Below are 13,360 nucleotides of genomic sequence, written 5' to 3'. Positions count from 1 at the left end.
CAAGCCCAGGCGCGGTGTGGGCGCGGTCAGGCGCGGTGGGCGTAGTGCTCATTCCGACGCTTCTTTCGTGATGGTGAGCTTGGGAGCAGGGACGTAGAAGTGCGCCCGCTTCTGACCGTTCTGCTCGACGCGGACGGTGCCCTTAGAGATGCCCAACTTGATCGCGGCATCGATCTGGGTGTTGCCGCCATCGACCTCCTTGCGGATGTCGTTCGTGCCCGCGCCGGGGTTGAGCACCAGGTAGTCCTCGATGCTCGGGAGGAGCCGTTCGCCCTTACTCTGAGCGCGGGTGACTGTGCCGGTGCTGAGGCGCGACGTGGCGGCTTCGAACTCCAGCGAGACCTCTTCCACACCGACGCCGTTGCGCCCCTCAGCGCGGAAGAAGCGCCTACCGTTGTTGTCGCGAGTCAGGAGCCAACGGGCATCCGCGTCGTCGTCCACCACCGTGGCGCCACGGCCATGCTCCGCGCCCACTTCGTGCTGCATCCGACCGGTGTGCACGGGCATGAGGGTGCCGATGACGCCGGTGCGCTCGACGACCTCGTCAATGGTGTCCAGGAACACCCGCACGTCGTCGTTGGCGTTCTCCGAGCCGAAGCCACGCAGCGCACGTCCGAAGGGGTCGATGACCCAGTAGACGATGTCGCGCTCCGTGAGCCAGCGCACGGCCTGCTCCCGGTGGAACTCGTTGGCGAGGGAGAAGCCTTCGCCGCGTAGCGACTCCAGGAAGACGCGGTCGGTATTTCGCAATCCGAGCGCGGCGTACATGTCGAAGGCGTCGTCCTCGGTCAGCTCGTAGTCGAAGATGCCGATGTTGCCGGGGAGGTCTGCAACCTCGAACCGCTCCAGGAACGGCTCACTGTCAGCCAGGGAGCGGACGAGGTTGCCCGCCAGGGTCGTCTTGCCCGCCTTGAACTGTGCCGTCAGGGTGGCCTTGTGCCCCTGCATCTGCAAGCCGCGGACGATGGCCGGCTTGACCTCGCGCGGCTTGGCGAGAGCTTCACGGAGCGACACCGACGTGAACCCGCTGAACGACGCCTTGGCGAACTCGGCAGCCAGACGCGCCCGAGCTTCGCGCTGGATACGCATGTTCTCGAGTACTTCCTCGATCCGCTCGTCACGCTCGGCGGCGGCGTCAGGCTCGTCCTTCGCGGCATCATCGATCTCGGCTCGGAGCATTTCGGGTGTGACCAGAACGAAACCATCGTCGGGGTCGTGCTTTCCGACCACATCGGCCGCATCTTTACCCTCGACGGGATAGACCAACTCGGCCTCGATCCCTGCCACGCGCAGCAGCGATTCGTAGACGCTCAGGGCATGCTTCTGGCCTGGCTTCTTCGGGCTGTCGTCGTTGTCGATGACGATGATGTAGTTGCCCTTGAATCCCGCGATGTACTCGGAGTGAGCGTCTGTCCACTTGTTAGCACCGCCGCTATTGCATGTGGCGACGGCTCCATAGGCCTGCTCCAGGGCGAGGACATCCTTCTCGCCTTCCACGATCCAGAGGTCGTCTTCCTCCGTGCCGTGCTCGACCAGCTCAGCGACGGCAGGAAGGTTGAACGGCAACAGCTCGACGCCCTTCATGTCGTACAACCACTTGCCCTTGTGGTCGGGGTCCGGCCGTCGTTGGCGGAAGTCCTTCGGCTCCCAGCGCGTCACCTGATACTTCAGGACGCCGTCCTCGTCCTCGTAGTCGTAGACCTCCTTCAGCACGCGTGCCGGTTCGAGGTCGTTCTTCGTGAGACCGAGCCTCGCAACGATGTCGTTGTAGGTGCAGACCTCGGTGTGGCAGTGAGCGATGACCTTGCCCTTATCGCCCCACGAGACGACCAGCGATGCATTCTCGTCGTCGTGCGCAGGGCAGCGAGCCTTGTAGGTCAGTCCGCCGGTGTGCTTGACGCCATCGAGGCGGTCGAGCCACTTCTGGAGTAGCGGTGGGGTCTCAGTTGCCACGGTCGACCACCGCCTCGACCGTCACAGACGCCACATAGGCATCGAGGTCTTCACGAGTGTAGGACGGTGAGCGTCCGCCGATGTAGGCGCAGGAGATCAGGCGCTTTTCGCGAAGGCGCTTGAGCTGGCGTTCGGTAATTCCGAGATAGGCGGCGGCGACGACATTACTGAAGCGTTGCGGGAATTCAGGACTGGGAACTGAAGAGTTCATTGTGCTGGACCTTCGGGAATTTGGAAGGTCCAGCCGGAGACTTTGAGAAGAAATCCGACTGGACCATCCGGTTCTGGATGATCACGGTTTCGGGTTCCTTCCCTGTCGCAATGCAGCTGATCGGATCTGCAAAGCCAAATGGCAATTACTTGTCTGGTGTGTCTCCTATCGAGGTCTCAGTCCTTGGGGTGTCGACCATACTCACACCCTGGTTGAGCATGCAACTCGTGCGATGGCGTCGCGCAGGCGCACGTCCTCGAACTGGTACGGGTCGCAGTCGCGGGGCATGGTGACCCACAGCTCCAACGTGTCGCACGACAGCTCGTCAACGCAGCGCAGTAGGTCGAGGCCGAGACGCGGCACCTTGCCTCCGCGATCACCCGTGCCCCGGAAGTACAGATACTGGAAGTTCAGGGCCGTCTCCCACGCCGACAGCTCCCGGGCACGTGCGTGCCAGATTCCGACGCGCATCGCGGCCTCGGTGACCAGCCCTCGTGTGGTCGGTACACACGGCTTAGAGAGGTCTTGGCGAACCTCCAGTGTGGCGATGGCAACAGCAGGCAGCTCCAGCATGAGCGTGTGCGGCGTCACGCCGAGCTCTGGCTCGTTCTGGAGTTCCCAGAACATGTCGTTGTAGTGGTCGAGCGGGGACTTCTGCGGCGCAAAGGCCTGCTCAGGTAGAGTTTCGGGTGAGGACAGAGCATTCATCTTCCGGTTCTCCTTCGGGTTCTCAATTGGGCTGATGGCTCCGCGATGCTTCGGTGTTGCGGAGCCATCTGTCGTCTAACGTCGCGGAGATGCGGCAAGTGGTCGGAAGCTGCTGTAGGGCATCTTGGCGATGAGGCGCTGTACCTCGGTGTAGGGGTCGATCATCTTCGGCAGGTGGCTCTCCGCCTCACCCATCGCGCGAACCAGCTTCGGCAGGGCCAAGTGCAACGCCTGGTTCTGGAGCGCCACGAATCGGTCTGCGAGGTCGCTCGCCGGTGCCCCGCGCTCCAGCTCGGTCACCAGGTCGTTCAGATTGGTGACGATGTCCTCGGTCTTGTCGATCAGACCGAGTCGGCGCTCGTGGCTGACCGGGTGCATGGTGCCCATGACGTCGTCGATGAAGTTCTCAGCGCGACCGATCATGTACTGCTCCAGCGGACGGACGCGATCGAATGCGGCCTGGTCGATAGCCATCACCGCCTCGATCTCTTCCTGGCTGTTGCCATAGCGCGCCTCTCGGGCAGCGATGCGCGGGCCGTCCAGGGTGCCGGGGCCGATGGGATTGATCAGCGTGCCGCCGTTGTCGCGAAGCTGGCTTGTCGGCTCGACCTCGGGCGCGGTGGACTCGGGGCCAGTGACTCGGGTTGCGATCGTCATGTCGTCGTTCTCCTTCAGTTGATGCGCTGGTTGCGGCTTGTCATGATGCGCAGGCGCTCCTGCGTCGAGCGCTTGCGGTCTTCGTTCTCGATGGCGACCTCGAACTGAGCGAGCGCGCGGTCGAGGGCGCCTTCGACCCGGCTCAGTGTGGTCTTGAGTTGCTTCTGCACGCTGCGCAGTCGCGTCTCCGTCGCGGCGGTGCTCTTGGGGTAGGCGGGTAGTCCGGTCGTCTCATCGAGCTGCTTGAACCGGGCGTCGATGGCGTACTTCGCGGCCATGTTGGTCTTCCTCTCTGTTGGGTCCTGCGTGGGGTCGGATTCGTGCTCGGCCATGTAGGCGTCGTACTCGTCCAGGTCGGCTTGGGTCAGGTGGGCGCGAGCCATGTCCTCCTTGCTCAGTCGAGTGCTCATGCCGCGCCTCGCGTGTAGGTCGTGGCGGGGAGCTTTGCGGCCAGCTCGGGATCGGTGATCGCGAACGGCTGGAGTCCAGCGAAGATCAGGCTCCGCACGAATGCGTACTTGCTCGCGCCGGATGCCTTCGCGAGCGCAGAAATCGCGGCGGAGACATCGGCGGAGATTTCCGTCTTGATTTCGACACTGCCCTCTGGAAAGTGTCTCGGTCTACCTGTCATTTTTCCTCCTGCTTTTCCGGCTGGTAAACCTATTCTCGCTCGTCTCATATGGGTAGTCGGACGAATTGACGAAGTTTTTTTGGCGCTCTGTAACGTGCACATTGCATCCTTTATTTCTGAATTCACTAACTGGTGCGCTATTGATCCCATCGGGTAACCGGTCGAAAGTCATCGCAGAGCACACACGCCTGGCCGGGACGTGAAGAAAGCCCCGACTCCGGTACACCGGGACAGTCGAGGCTTTTTAAGTGGTGAGCGTGGCGCGCAGTGGCTCAAACGACGAACAGCAGGTCGTTCTCGCTGAGATAGGCCCCAGCCGTCCAGTCCAGCAGCTGCTTCGCGGTCGCCACTGCGAACAGGTTGAACGCCGGTCGCTCCTCCATCTGGAGGTAATACTCGCGAAGACCCTCGAACGCGGGGAAGGCCGCCCCAACGTGCTCGTCGGTGTGCTTCATGACAGACACGACGTCGTAGTGCGCGCGGGCGGGCAGGTCGGTGCCGAGTCGGAATGTCGGTTCGGTCGTGCTCATGTCGTTTCCCTTCGGTGGGGCCGCTCGGTGCGGCGAGAACACCATGAGAATGCAGAAAGCGCAGACCGGTCAAATGAGTGGCAAAACCCCTCCAGAACCCCTCCGACCACGCCAGCCTGTCTCGGTCCCTTCTGGCCTGGAGCGGACTCTCAATCGCTGGAACATCCGCAGAATTGCGGGCTAGGACGGGTCAGAGTGGGCCGCTATGGGCCACCAAGGGCTGCTGAAGAATTGCCCTCCGCACTCTCTCTTAATCAGTGGGTTCTGGGTTCAAGTCCCAGGGGGTGCACGGATCAGCCTCGTTGACTCTCGCCAGTCTTCGGGGCTTTTCTGCTTCTCGGGCACGTCTTCTCTGCCGCGTCACCGCACGGTCATGCCCCGATCGAGACCCTCCGCACGGGCGACTACGCTGGTGGCGTGACCGCCATCCCCCGCGCATCCGACTTCCGCAGCGATCTCGAACTCGCCCTGCGTCTGGCCGACGCGGCCGATGCGCAGTCGCTCCCCCGGTTCGACGCCGCCGATCTGCGGATCTCGACCAAGGCCGACAACTCCCACGTCACCGATGCCGACCTCGCGACCGAACGCGCGATCCGCGACATCCTCGCGACCGAGCGCCCGGAGGACGGCATCTTCGGCGAGGAGTTCGGCGCCGAAGGCGACACTCACCGCCAGTGGATCATCGATCCGATCGACGGCACCGCCAACTTCCTGCGCGGTGTGCCGCTCTGGGGCACGATGATCGCCCTCGCCGTCGACGGCGTTCCGCAGGTCGGCGTCGTGAGCATGCCCGCGCTCGGCCGACGCTGGTGGGCCTCGCCCGACGAGGGTGCCTGGACGGCGACGGAGAAGGAGCCGCGCCGACTGCACGTCTCCTCCGTCTCGTCGCTCGACGACGCCAGCGTCAGCTTCCAGAGCATCGCGCAGTGGGCGGATGCCGGACGCATCGACACTCTCATCGCGCTCGCGGATCGGGTCTGGCGCGACCGCGCCTACGGCGACGTCTTCTCGTACATGCTCCTGGCCGAGGGACGCCTCGACATGGTCGCCGAGTTCGATGTCAAGGAGTACGACATCGCCGCCGCGGTGCCGATCGTCCGCGAGGCGGGCGGCTCGATGACCGACTACGCGGGGGCCGAGACGATCTCGACGCGCTCGACACTCGCCACCAACGGCATCCTGCACGACGCTTTCCTCACCTTCCTGCATCCCTGATCTCCCGAGGCCCGCGATGATCCCTCCCCGCATCGTTTCCATCACCGCCGGAGCAGCGTTCCTCCTCGCCGCTCTGACGGCGTGCTCCGCCCCTGGCGAGACCGCCCCGACCCCGACGACCGATCCCGCGACGTCGGCGCCGCAGGCGAGCGTCGAGCCGGCCGCGACGCCGGACCCCGAACCCACCTCCGCAGCGCTCACGTGCGAGTCGATGATCTCGCCCGGCACGGTCGCCGCGCTCACCGAAGCGGGGTGGACGGCCGAGACCAAGGACTTCGTCATCGGCGACACCACGATCCCGGAGGACGAGGGGCTGTTGTGCTTCTGGGGCGACTACGCCGTCGCCTCCGATCACGGCCAGCTCTACGGTTGGGCCGAGCTGAGCGCGGGCGCGGCGAGCGATGCGCAGACGTCGCTCCTGGCCGCGGGGTGGCATCGCGAAGACGGTCCCGAGGGCGTGTACATCACCGAGGATCCGCAGTACGCGATGGGCACCGACGACGACGGGTACGGCATGACCTACCTGTTCGGCGACGGGTGGGTGAAGCTCGCCGACACCAAGCAGGGCCTCCTCCTCATCGAAGGCGCCGACTGAGGGGACTCCATTGCGGATGCCGGGCAGCCGGGAGACAATCGGCCCATGAGCGAACGCAACGACGAAGCGAACACCGCCGCGATGCTCGACCGGATCGCCACCCGATTCCCCGACGTTCCGCGGGAGAGCATCGAGCACATCGCCCACGAGGAGCACGAACGCCTCAGCGGCGGGCGCATCCAGGATTACGTGCCGGTTCTCGTCGAGAAGGAGACCGTCGAGCGTCTGCGGACCGGAGCCATCCCCGTGCAGACGCCGATCCCCGAGGAGTCCTGAGCGCGTCGGAGCTTACGCCATCGGTACACGGACGTCGCCGCCCGCCTCCTCGGTGAGACGCGCTCCCATCTGCACGAACGTCGGCTCGGCGATGAAACCGCCGGCGAACAGCGCCTGACCCTGCGCGAAAGTCTGCGCACGACGGATGGCGTCCTCCGAGGCGAACCCGAACACTTCGGCGAGTTCGGCGAGATCGCGTGGAGCGTTGACGCGCATCAGCCCGAGGTTGTCGCACTGCGACAGCACGTTCGGGTGGATCTTCGTGGGGCGCTGTGTCGACAGGAGGAGCCACAGCCCGAACTTCCGGCCCTCCGCGGCGATCTGCACGAGGCGCGCCGTCAACTCCCGTTCCACGGCCGTCGTCGGCTTCGGAACGCAGAGGTTATGAGCCTCGTCGATCACGATCAGCAGCGGTCGGCGCTCTTCCCGACGCGCCCAGAGATCCTCCAGCACGGCCAGGGCGGCGACGCCGGGTTCGGCCGGATGATCGAAGCCTCCGAGGTCGAGGACCGTCACCCTCGGGCGCTCGCTGATCACGTCGACGACGGATGCCGCACCACGCGACCACAGCTCCCATTCGAGCACTTGGAGGTTCTCCATGCGATTCGCGAGTCGCACCTTCACCGCCTCCCCGCTCTCGCGGAGGCCGCGGATCATCTCCGCCGAATCGAACTGCCCGGACGACACCTGCGTGTGCAGCAGCGCGTTGTACTCCTCGGCATCCGCGATCGGATCGATGCGCAGCACAGCGGCCTTGGCCGCCGGCGAGAGGTCCACGTAGCGCACCCGCAGACGCTCGCCCTCCGCACGGCCGGAGCGGAACACACGTACATCGAGATCGCCCAGTCGGCGCGCCGCTGCGTCATCGGTGCCGGGGCGGATCTCACGCAACCGCACGAAATCCGCGTTGGGATCGAAGACCAGCACGGGGAGCTCCGTGTGCAGGAGCAGCTGCTCGAGCACCACGCCCAGCGCGTACGTCTTGCCGCTGCCGCTCTGGCCGCACCAGAACGTGTGCCGATTGAATCGTCGTGGGTCGAGCTGCACCGGCTCGGCACCCTCGATCGTCGCTCCGATGACGAACTCTCCCATGACTGCCCCTCTCGGTCGCTCCCAGAGTGCACCATGGACCCCTCGTGCGGAAGGCCTGCACGGCATCACATCCGCGCGAAAAGGGCAAGGGAGCAGACGTAGATGGCTGCGCGTGGTTCGCTCAGGACCAGCGACGCAGACCGCGCCGCGGAAGGAGCGAACATGTCCGACCCGTTCTCCACTCCGCTCGCACCGGGCGAGCAGCCCACCAGGCCCGAACCGCTCGATCCCACACCGGGCGAGCCTCTCGCCCCCGTTCCGGACGAACCGCTCGCGCCGAACCCGGACGAGCCGTTGGCGCCGAACCCGCAGGAACCGACGATCCCGCTCTAGAGCGCCGCATCGCTCCCCCATCCGACCGAGAAAGAAGGTGACGCCATGAACGCAGACAGCGATCGCAACGACATCAGCACGGAACAGTCCCCGGGCCCCGAGGAGAACGACAACCTCGGCGCAGAAGATGCCAAGGGCGAGCCGCCCACGGTACCGCCGACGCACGGTGACGACGGGTCGGCGGAGAAGTAACCGCCGTCGCCCCCACGAAGAAGACCCTCGGGTTCCCGTCAGCGTCAGCGTCAGCGTCCGCGGGAGGGCTTTGGGTGGGCCACTCGACTCGCGTGGCGCTCTGATCGCGCGGCGACGACCGAGCCGACAAGTGCGTTGATGGCGAAGCCGATCCCGAACATCGCGAGCGCTGCCGGACCGACCGCAAGGAGGAAGAAGAACGACCCGTTGTCCATGGCGGTCAGCCTATTGCGCTCAGGGACGAGTGAGCGAGATTAGCGGACGCTCCATGACGTGGCGAACCGCCTCGACGAGCGCGCGACAGCACCAGATGTGGGCAAGCGTGGGCGGGCCTCGCCGCCTGACAAGTTATCCAGAACGCCAAGAGGCCCGCCTCCCCAGTGGTTACTTGGGAGGCGGGCCTCTTGGCTTGCGACAGCGACCTGGTGGAGCTGGGGGAATCGAACTCTGCCCGATCCCCCGCCCAGCGTTCGTTCCGGGCGTCGGCGACGGCCGAGATCAACCCGTATGCGGTGAACCACGGCGCCGAGGACCAGCACGAGGGCGACGACGGCTCTCAGGTGTTCGGGCTGCATGGGTCCAGTATGCCGAGCGTCGAGGTCAGCTTTTGGCCGGACGCGACATCCATCCGCGAATACCACCCTGCTTGGTGCGACTCTCCGAGCGTTCCGTCGACGGGCGCATGCTCTCATTGCTGGGGTCGCATCACCGACGTCACCATCCGCCCGCACGCGTTTGTGCACGGCCGCTCAACCACGCGCCCGCCGACGATCCCGGCGACCCGGTTCGCCGCGACGCCAAGCAACGCGGTATCGAGTTCCGCGCCGGCGAGCGGACCTTCCGCTGCTGGGTCTGGTGCAACGCCGTACAAGTCCTCGACGCCCCGTAGGCACACCCTGAGCCACGCTATCGATGCATTCGAATAGGTGTCTGTAGGCCAAAGAGGGGACAGCGCGACCAGTATGCCGCTCGATACGGTCGCACCATGAGTCCACCCCGCACCATCCGCGTAGCGCTAGTAATCGCAGCAGTCATCGGCGCAGTATCCCTGAGCGGATGCGCTATGGCCGCCGCACCAGCAGATACCGTCCCGACATCAACGAGCGACACGTTCGGCGATTTTACGGCCGACGAGCTCGCCAACATCTGCATCGACGCGACGTCTTCCGCCTTCGCGCAAGACGTGCAGTTCGATCCAGGAAATACCCGCATCGAGCAGCGAAATGTTGAACCCGAATGGCTGGTGCTCGTTCCCGCCCGGACCTCGGGGGTGGACGGCGAGGCGCAGTGCACCATCGGCGGCTCTCCCGAGACTCCCGAGATTGAGCTGTCGTCTGCTTCGGTCGAGCGCCTTCCTGAAGCACAGATCCAGCGCCTGATTGACGGCGAGAACGAGGGAGGCGAATAGTGTGCGACTCAGATAGCGCAGCGGAACCCGAGACGTCAGCGACCATGTTGCCTTCACTCACTCGACGAACCATGTTGCTCGCGTCAGGAGTAGCGCTGGGCTCGGCTTTCGTCAGTTGGCGAGTCTTCTCACCGGGGGAAACTGCAACTGCTGCGGGGACGTATATACGGCCGTGCGGCAACGTGCCCATCTCCGATTCATGGCAGGGGCACAAGAACCGTAACCCCACGTCCGGGGAGCCCGGCACCGACTACTCGGTGGGCCGCGGAACCCCAGTCGTCGCTGCAACCGACGGCGTCATCGTCGATCGCAAAGACACGACCTCGACCGCGACCGGCCGATACCTCGCGCTTCAAGCGGATGACGGTAACTACATCCGCTACCTTCACCTCGACTCCAGCGCGGTTCCCGTTGGGACCCGTGTTGCGCGAGGGCAGCTCATCGCGTACTCAGGCGCATCCGGATTCGGCAGCGACACCGGTTATGGCGCACACGTGCACGTTTCCCTCTGGATTGGCGGCTCGCCGTTCCAGCTTGGGTTCAAGAACTCAGTCGACTTCGAAAACTACATCGGCGACAACGCCCCCGATCCTGAACCTGTCCCCGAGGAGGACGACATGGCATATCCCATCGTTTGCAACGGCCGCGCGTACCTGGTGGCGCCCGGATTCATCAAGAGCCTGAACACCCAGCCGGACGCCACCCTGACGCGCAACATCGTGTCAGCCACGGACGCATGGATCGAGCTGACCCCGACGCAGTTCCTGGGGCAGCTCAGCTCCTTCGGCATCCCCGGCTCGGTCGTCAACCTGGCGAACGGCGCGGTCACCAACGCCGAGACCGGCGTGCAGGAGGGTGGCGGCGTGTGGACATGGGCGCGACTTGCGGTCGTGAACACCAACCGCATCCTCGCCAAGCTCGGTTGACCGCACGACGACTACGAAGTTGCGGCTGCGAGGGCGCGCACACGGATGCTAAGCAGCGCGAGGTCGTCGCACTGCTCGCGAGCACCGCTCATGCGAACGAGCTCGCATACCGGTTCTGATCAGAAACGACCGATGACCCCCACCCGGCCTGGAGGCTAGGTGGGGGTCTTCTGCGTTCAGAGTCCGATGCGATCGTTGTGCTCAGAGCTCGCGGCGCGGAGCTTCGCCGTGTCGTCGGTGCCAGTATCTGCGCCGTCGAGCATGGCGCGGTACTGACGGCGGGTCAGCGGGGTCGCGTTGCCGTTGATCTGTGCGACGTAGAAGCGTGCAGGCGTGGAGCCGGCGCCGATCTTGCGGAGCCAGGCGTCGACGGCGGGGATCGCCATCACGCGGGAGATCGTTGCGCTGATCGCGGCGAGCGTCGAGATCGCGGCGAGCAGCCATGCGACCACCGGGCCGGGCAGCACCTCGGCAACCGCATCGACGATCTGCGGGGCTGCAGCGCATTGGGGACACGACCTACGTCGACGCGCGCATGTGCGCCGGACAATGGGCGCATCGCGGCGAGGTCGCCTGACGTGGCCGGGACGATCGAGCCGTAGAACACGAGCAGCGGTCGGCGGTACATGGTGCGCTGCCGGAAGCCAGACAAGACTCAGACGAAGAAGCGGGGCTTCCGCGATATCTCTCGGATGCCGAAGTCGGCCGGCTCGCCGCGTGCGTCTCGGACCCGCAACTCGCTCTGCTCGTCCTGGTGCTCGCCTACAGCGGCATCCGTTGGGGCGAGGCCATCGGCCTGCGGGTAAAGCACCTCAACTTCCTGCGACTGCGGTTCCACGTTCGTGAGAACGCGGTGCATTTCGATGGCACCATCCACGTCGGTGAGCCGAAGTCATGGGGGCGTCGCACCGTGCCATTCCCGGCGTTTCTCACGAAGGCGCTCGAAACTCTTGTCGATGGGAAGGGCCCGCACGCTCGTGTTCTCGAACGCCGCTGGCGGGCACCTGCTGCGGCGCGCACGTCGTCGACGTCGGGCTCATGGTTCGTGGCCGCGCTGCGCCGCGCTGAGATCCCCCTTGCTCACGTTGCATGACCTGCGGCACACCGCAGTGTCGCTCGCCATCAGCGCGGGCGCGAACGTGAAGGTCGTGCAGAGGATGCTCGGTCACAAGTCGGCGGCGATGACGCTAGATACGTACGCCGACCTTTTCGACGACGACCTCGACAGCGTGGCCGAGCTCATCAACGCGCGCAGCCAGCAGTCCGCCGCGGCCGCGCTGCGCTCGGTCGGCCCTCACAGCCTGATCGAAGCGTGCCCGTTCCGTGCCCACGGGCCGGTCAATCCACAGGTGGGGTGAACTCAAAAAAGCCCCATGTTCCCATACGAGAGTAGGGAACACGGGGCTTTCTCTGCGACAGCGACCTGGTGGAGCTGGGGGGAATCGAACCCCCGTCCAACGCTGAGTCTCCACGCCTTCTCCGGGCGCAGTCTGTGAAGACGTTCTGCTCGGCTCCGACCTTTGTCACAGACACCTAAGTCGACGAGCCCAGCCTGGGAAGAGTCCCACGTGGCGTCCAGACGCCACCACGCAGCAAGATTCCTAGATGACGCCAGGATCCGTATCGGAATCACATACGGCCTGACGGACTATCGGGCTCGCTTATGCAGCGAGGGCGAAGTCGTTGCGCTTGGTTTCGGCAACTATTGTTTTGCAGAGAGCGTTTACGAGATAACTCTGCATCCTCGGCCCGCTTCTCGTGGATTCACAGGCGCTGTCGAAACCGATCAGCCCCGTGGTCCTTCTCTCGAAGGAGCCGCTGTCGCACTGTGGAGTTTTCATCCGGATGCCGTGGCACCCAGCTTCACAGGATACAACGGATCCTGTGCACCTGCCATTCCCGGCGCTGAGCAGTCGCCGTCATCCGTGCGTCGGGTGCCTGGCGTAGAGTCGGCCCCATGAGCGATGTCACCGTCACCGTCCGCGGCGAGCACGAGGCGCGCGTCGCGCCGGAGCGCGCCACCATCCGCGTCACCGTCCGCTCCGAGGGCCCCGAGCGTGCGGCGGTCGTCGACACGGTCATGCGTCTCGCCGAGCCGCTGCGGGCGAGCATCACCGAGCGCAGCGACGCTCAGACAGTCGTCGACTGGTCGAGCAAGCGCCTCTCGGTGCGCGCCGAGAGGCCGTGGAACAACGAGGGCAAGCGACTCGCCCCGGTGTACTACGCGAGCATCGACTTCACAGCCACGTTCACCGAAGCATCCGAGTTGTCGGTCTGGGTGTCCGACATCTCCGCCTGGGACGGCGTCGAGGTCGGCTGGGTGAACTGGCACCTCACGCCCGAGACGCGGGCTCGCATCGAGCGCGAGGTCGCCGCCGCGGCCGTCGGTGTCGCCGTCACCCGCGCCGAGGCCTATGCTGGCGCCCTCGGACGCGATTCGGTCACGCCCGTCGAGATCGCCGATGTCGGACTCATCTCGAATCGCGAGGCGCAGCCCGCGGCACCCATGCTGAAGGCGCGCGGGGCGGCTTTCGCGATGGCAGACGCCTCACCCGGAATGGAGTACGAACCGGAGGAGATCGTCGTCTCCGCCACGGTCGAGGGGCGGTTCATCGCCTCCTGACCGCTGCGGT

Annotated in this window: 20 protein-coding genes and 1 other RNA gene; 10 read left to right on the top strand and 11 right to left on the bottom strand. The window is 65.3% G+C overall.

The features are described from left to right. Positions 1-48: 48 nt before the first annotated feature. From ACTJKK_RS02405 to ACTJKK_RS02375, 7 genes are all read right to left on the bottom strand, one after another. On the bottom strand, positions 49-1,713 hold the full coding sequence (locus ACTJKK_RS02405; protein WP_440746873.1) for an AAA family ATPase: 1,665 nt from the start codon (positions 1,711-1,713) through the stop codon (positions 49-51). Between the two features lie 229 nt (positions 1,714-1,942). Then, on the bottom strand, positions 1,943-2,164 hold the full coding sequence (locus tag ACTJKK_RS02400) for a hypothetical protein (RefSeq protein ID WP_440746872.1): 222 nt from the start codon (positions 2,162-2,164) through the stop codon (positions 1,943-1,945). Between the two features lie 201 nt (positions 2,165-2,365). Continuing rightward, positions 2,366-2,872: a hypothetical protein gene (locus tag ACTJKK_RS02395; RefSeq protein ID WP_440746871.1), complete on the bottom strand. Its 507-nt coding sequence runs from the start codon at positions 2,870-2,872 to the stop codon at positions 2,366-2,368. A gap of 75 nt (positions 2,873-2,947) precedes the next feature. Further along, positions 2,948-3,529, bottom strand: a complete 582-nt coding sequence (locus ACTJKK_RS02390; RefSeq protein WP_440746870.1) for a hypothetical protein — start codon at positions 3,527-3,529, stop codon at positions 2,948-2,950. 14 nt (positions 3,530-3,543) lie between these two features. Further along, the gene (locus ACTJKK_RS02385) at positions 3,544-3,939 is read right to left on the bottom strand and encodes a hypothetical protein (protein ID WP_440746869.1); all 396 of its coding nucleotides are present in this window, start codon (positions 3,937-3,939) and stop codon (positions 3,544-3,546) included. Further along, positions 3,936-4,160, bottom strand: coding sequence for a hypothetical protein (locus tag ACTJKK_RS02380; protein WP_440746868.1), 225 nt, complete (start codon positions 4,158-4,160; stop codon positions 3,936-3,938). Before ACTJKK_RS02380 ends, ACTJKK_RS02385 begins: the two co-directional genes overlap by 4 nt. A gap of 272 nt (positions 4,161-4,432) precedes the next feature. Next, on the bottom strand, positions 4,433-4,690 hold the full coding sequence (locus tag ACTJKK_RS02375; RefSeq protein WP_440746867.1) for a hypothetical protein: 258 nt from the start codon (positions 4,688-4,690) through the stop codon (positions 4,433-4,435). 417 nt (positions 4,691-5,107) lie between these two features. Between ACTJKK_RS02375 and ACTJKK_RS02370 the strand changes: the two genes are divergently transcribed. The 3 genes from ACTJKK_RS02370 to ACTJKK_RS02360 are packed head-to-tail and all read left to right on the top strand — an operon-like array spanning position 5,108 to position 6,776. Then, on the top strand, positions 5,108-5,905 hold the full coding sequence (locus tag ACTJKK_RS02370) for an inositol monophosphatase family protein (protein ID WP_440746866.1): 798 nt from the start codon (positions 5,108-5,110) through the stop codon (positions 5,903-5,905). 16 nt (positions 5,906-5,921) lie between these two features. Next, on the top strand, positions 5,922-6,500 hold the full coding sequence (locus ACTJKK_RS02365) for a hypothetical protein (RefSeq protein ID WP_440746865.1): 579 nt from the start codon (positions 5,922-5,924) through the stop codon (positions 6,498-6,500). Positions 6,501-6,545: 45 nt separating this feature from the next. Beyond that, positions 6,546-6,776: a three-helix bundle dimerization domain-containing protein gene (locus ACTJKK_RS02360; protein ID WP_247632363.1), complete on the top strand. Its 231-nt coding sequence runs from the start codon at positions 6,546-6,548 to the stop codon at positions 6,774-6,776. A gap of 12 nt (positions 6,777-6,788) precedes the next feature. Here the strand turns inward: ACTJKK_RS02360 and ACTJKK_RS02355 are convergent, their stop codons facing one another. Further along, on the bottom strand, positions 6,789-7,868 hold the full coding sequence (locus ACTJKK_RS02355; RefSeq protein WP_440746864.1) for an ATP-binding protein: 1,080 nt from the start codon (positions 7,866-7,868) through the stop codon (positions 6,789-6,791). 162 nt (positions 7,869-8,030) lie between these two features. Between ACTJKK_RS02355 and ACTJKK_RS02350 the strand changes: the two genes are divergently transcribed. Next, complete coding sequence (locus tag ACTJKK_RS02350; protein ID WP_247956018.1) at positions 8,031-8,201, top strand: hypothetical protein; 171 nt, start codon at positions 8,031-8,033, stop codon at positions 8,199-8,201. Between the two features lie 45 nt (positions 8,202-8,246). Beyond that, positions 8,247-8,393 carry a hypothetical protein gene (locus ACTJKK_RS02345; RefSeq protein WP_440746863.1) on the top strand — a complete coding sequence of 49 codons (147 nt, stop codon included), beginning with the start codon at positions 8,247-8,249 and terminating at the stop codon, positions 8,391-8,393. A gap of 50 nt (positions 8,394-8,443) precedes the next feature. On the opposite strand, the gene ACTJKK_RS02340 is transcribed toward ACTJKK_RS02345, so the two are convergent. Next, positions 8,444-8,608 (bottom strand): hypothetical protein, encoded by a 165-nt coding sequence (locus ACTJKK_RS02340; RefSeq protein ID WP_440746862.1) that lies wholly within the window; start codon positions 8,606-8,608, stop codon positions 8,444-8,446. An 848-nt stretch (positions 8,609-9,456) separates the two neighbouring features. On the opposite strand from ACTJKK_RS02340, the gene ACTJKK_RS02335 reads away from it, so the two are divergent. Next, positions 9,457-9,801: a hypothetical protein gene (locus ACTJKK_RS02335; RefSeq protein WP_440746861.1), complete on the top strand. Its 345-nt coding sequence runs from the start codon at positions 9,457-9,459 to the stop codon at positions 9,799-9,801. Positions 9,802-9,983: 182 nt separating this feature from the next. After that, positions 9,984-10,727: a M23 family metallopeptidase gene (locus ACTJKK_RS02330; RefSeq protein WP_440746860.1), complete on the top strand. Its 744-nt coding sequence runs from the start codon at positions 9,984-9,986 to the stop codon at positions 10,725-10,727. Between the two features lie 176 nt (positions 10,728-10,903). On the opposite strand, the gene ACTJKK_RS02325 is transcribed toward ACTJKK_RS02330, so the two are convergent. Next, on the bottom strand, positions 10,904-11,194 hold the full coding sequence (locus ACTJKK_RS02325) for a hypothetical protein (RefSeq protein WP_440746859.1): 291 nt from the start codon (positions 11,192-11,194) through the stop codon (positions 10,904-10,906). Positions 11,195-11,481: 287 nt separating this feature from the next. Here ACTJKK_RS02325 and ACTJKK_RS02320 point away from each other — a divergent pair, with 287 nt between their 5' ends. After that, a complete protein-coding gene (locus ACTJKK_RS02320) occupies positions 11,482-11,820 on the top strand; it encodes a hypothetical protein (protein WP_440746858.1) in 339 nt (112 codons plus the stop codon). Positions 11,821-11,836: 16 nt separating this feature from the next. Beyond that, the gene (locus tag ACTJKK_RS02315) at positions 11,837-12,085 is read left to right on the top strand and encodes a hypothetical protein (protein WP_440746857.1); all 249 of its coding nucleotides are present in this window, start codon (positions 11,837-11,839) and stop codon (positions 12,083-12,085) included. A gap of 66 nt (positions 12,086-12,151) precedes the next feature. Here ACTJKK_RS02315 and ssrA read toward each other — a convergent pair. Next, positions 12,152-12,521, bottom strand: a transfer-messenger RNA (tmRNA) gene (gene ssrA / locus ACTJKK_RS02310). 163 nt (positions 12,522-12,684) lie between these two features. Here ssrA and ACTJKK_RS02305 point away from each other — a divergent pair. Then, on the top strand, positions 12,685-13,350 hold the full coding sequence (locus ACTJKK_RS02305; RefSeq protein WP_440746856.1) for an SIMPL domain-containing protein: 666 nt from the start codon (positions 12,685-12,687) through the stop codon (positions 13,348-13,350). Positions 13,351-13,360: the final 10 nt, after the last annotated feature.

Origin of the sequence: Microbacterium sp. 22179 (genome assembly GCF_052045715.1) — a bacterium.
GTDB lineage: Bacteria > Actinomycetota > Actinomycetes > Actinomycetales > Microbacteriaceae > Microbacterium > Microbacterium galbinum.
This window is presented reverse-complemented; position numbering and strand designations above follow the sequence as displayed.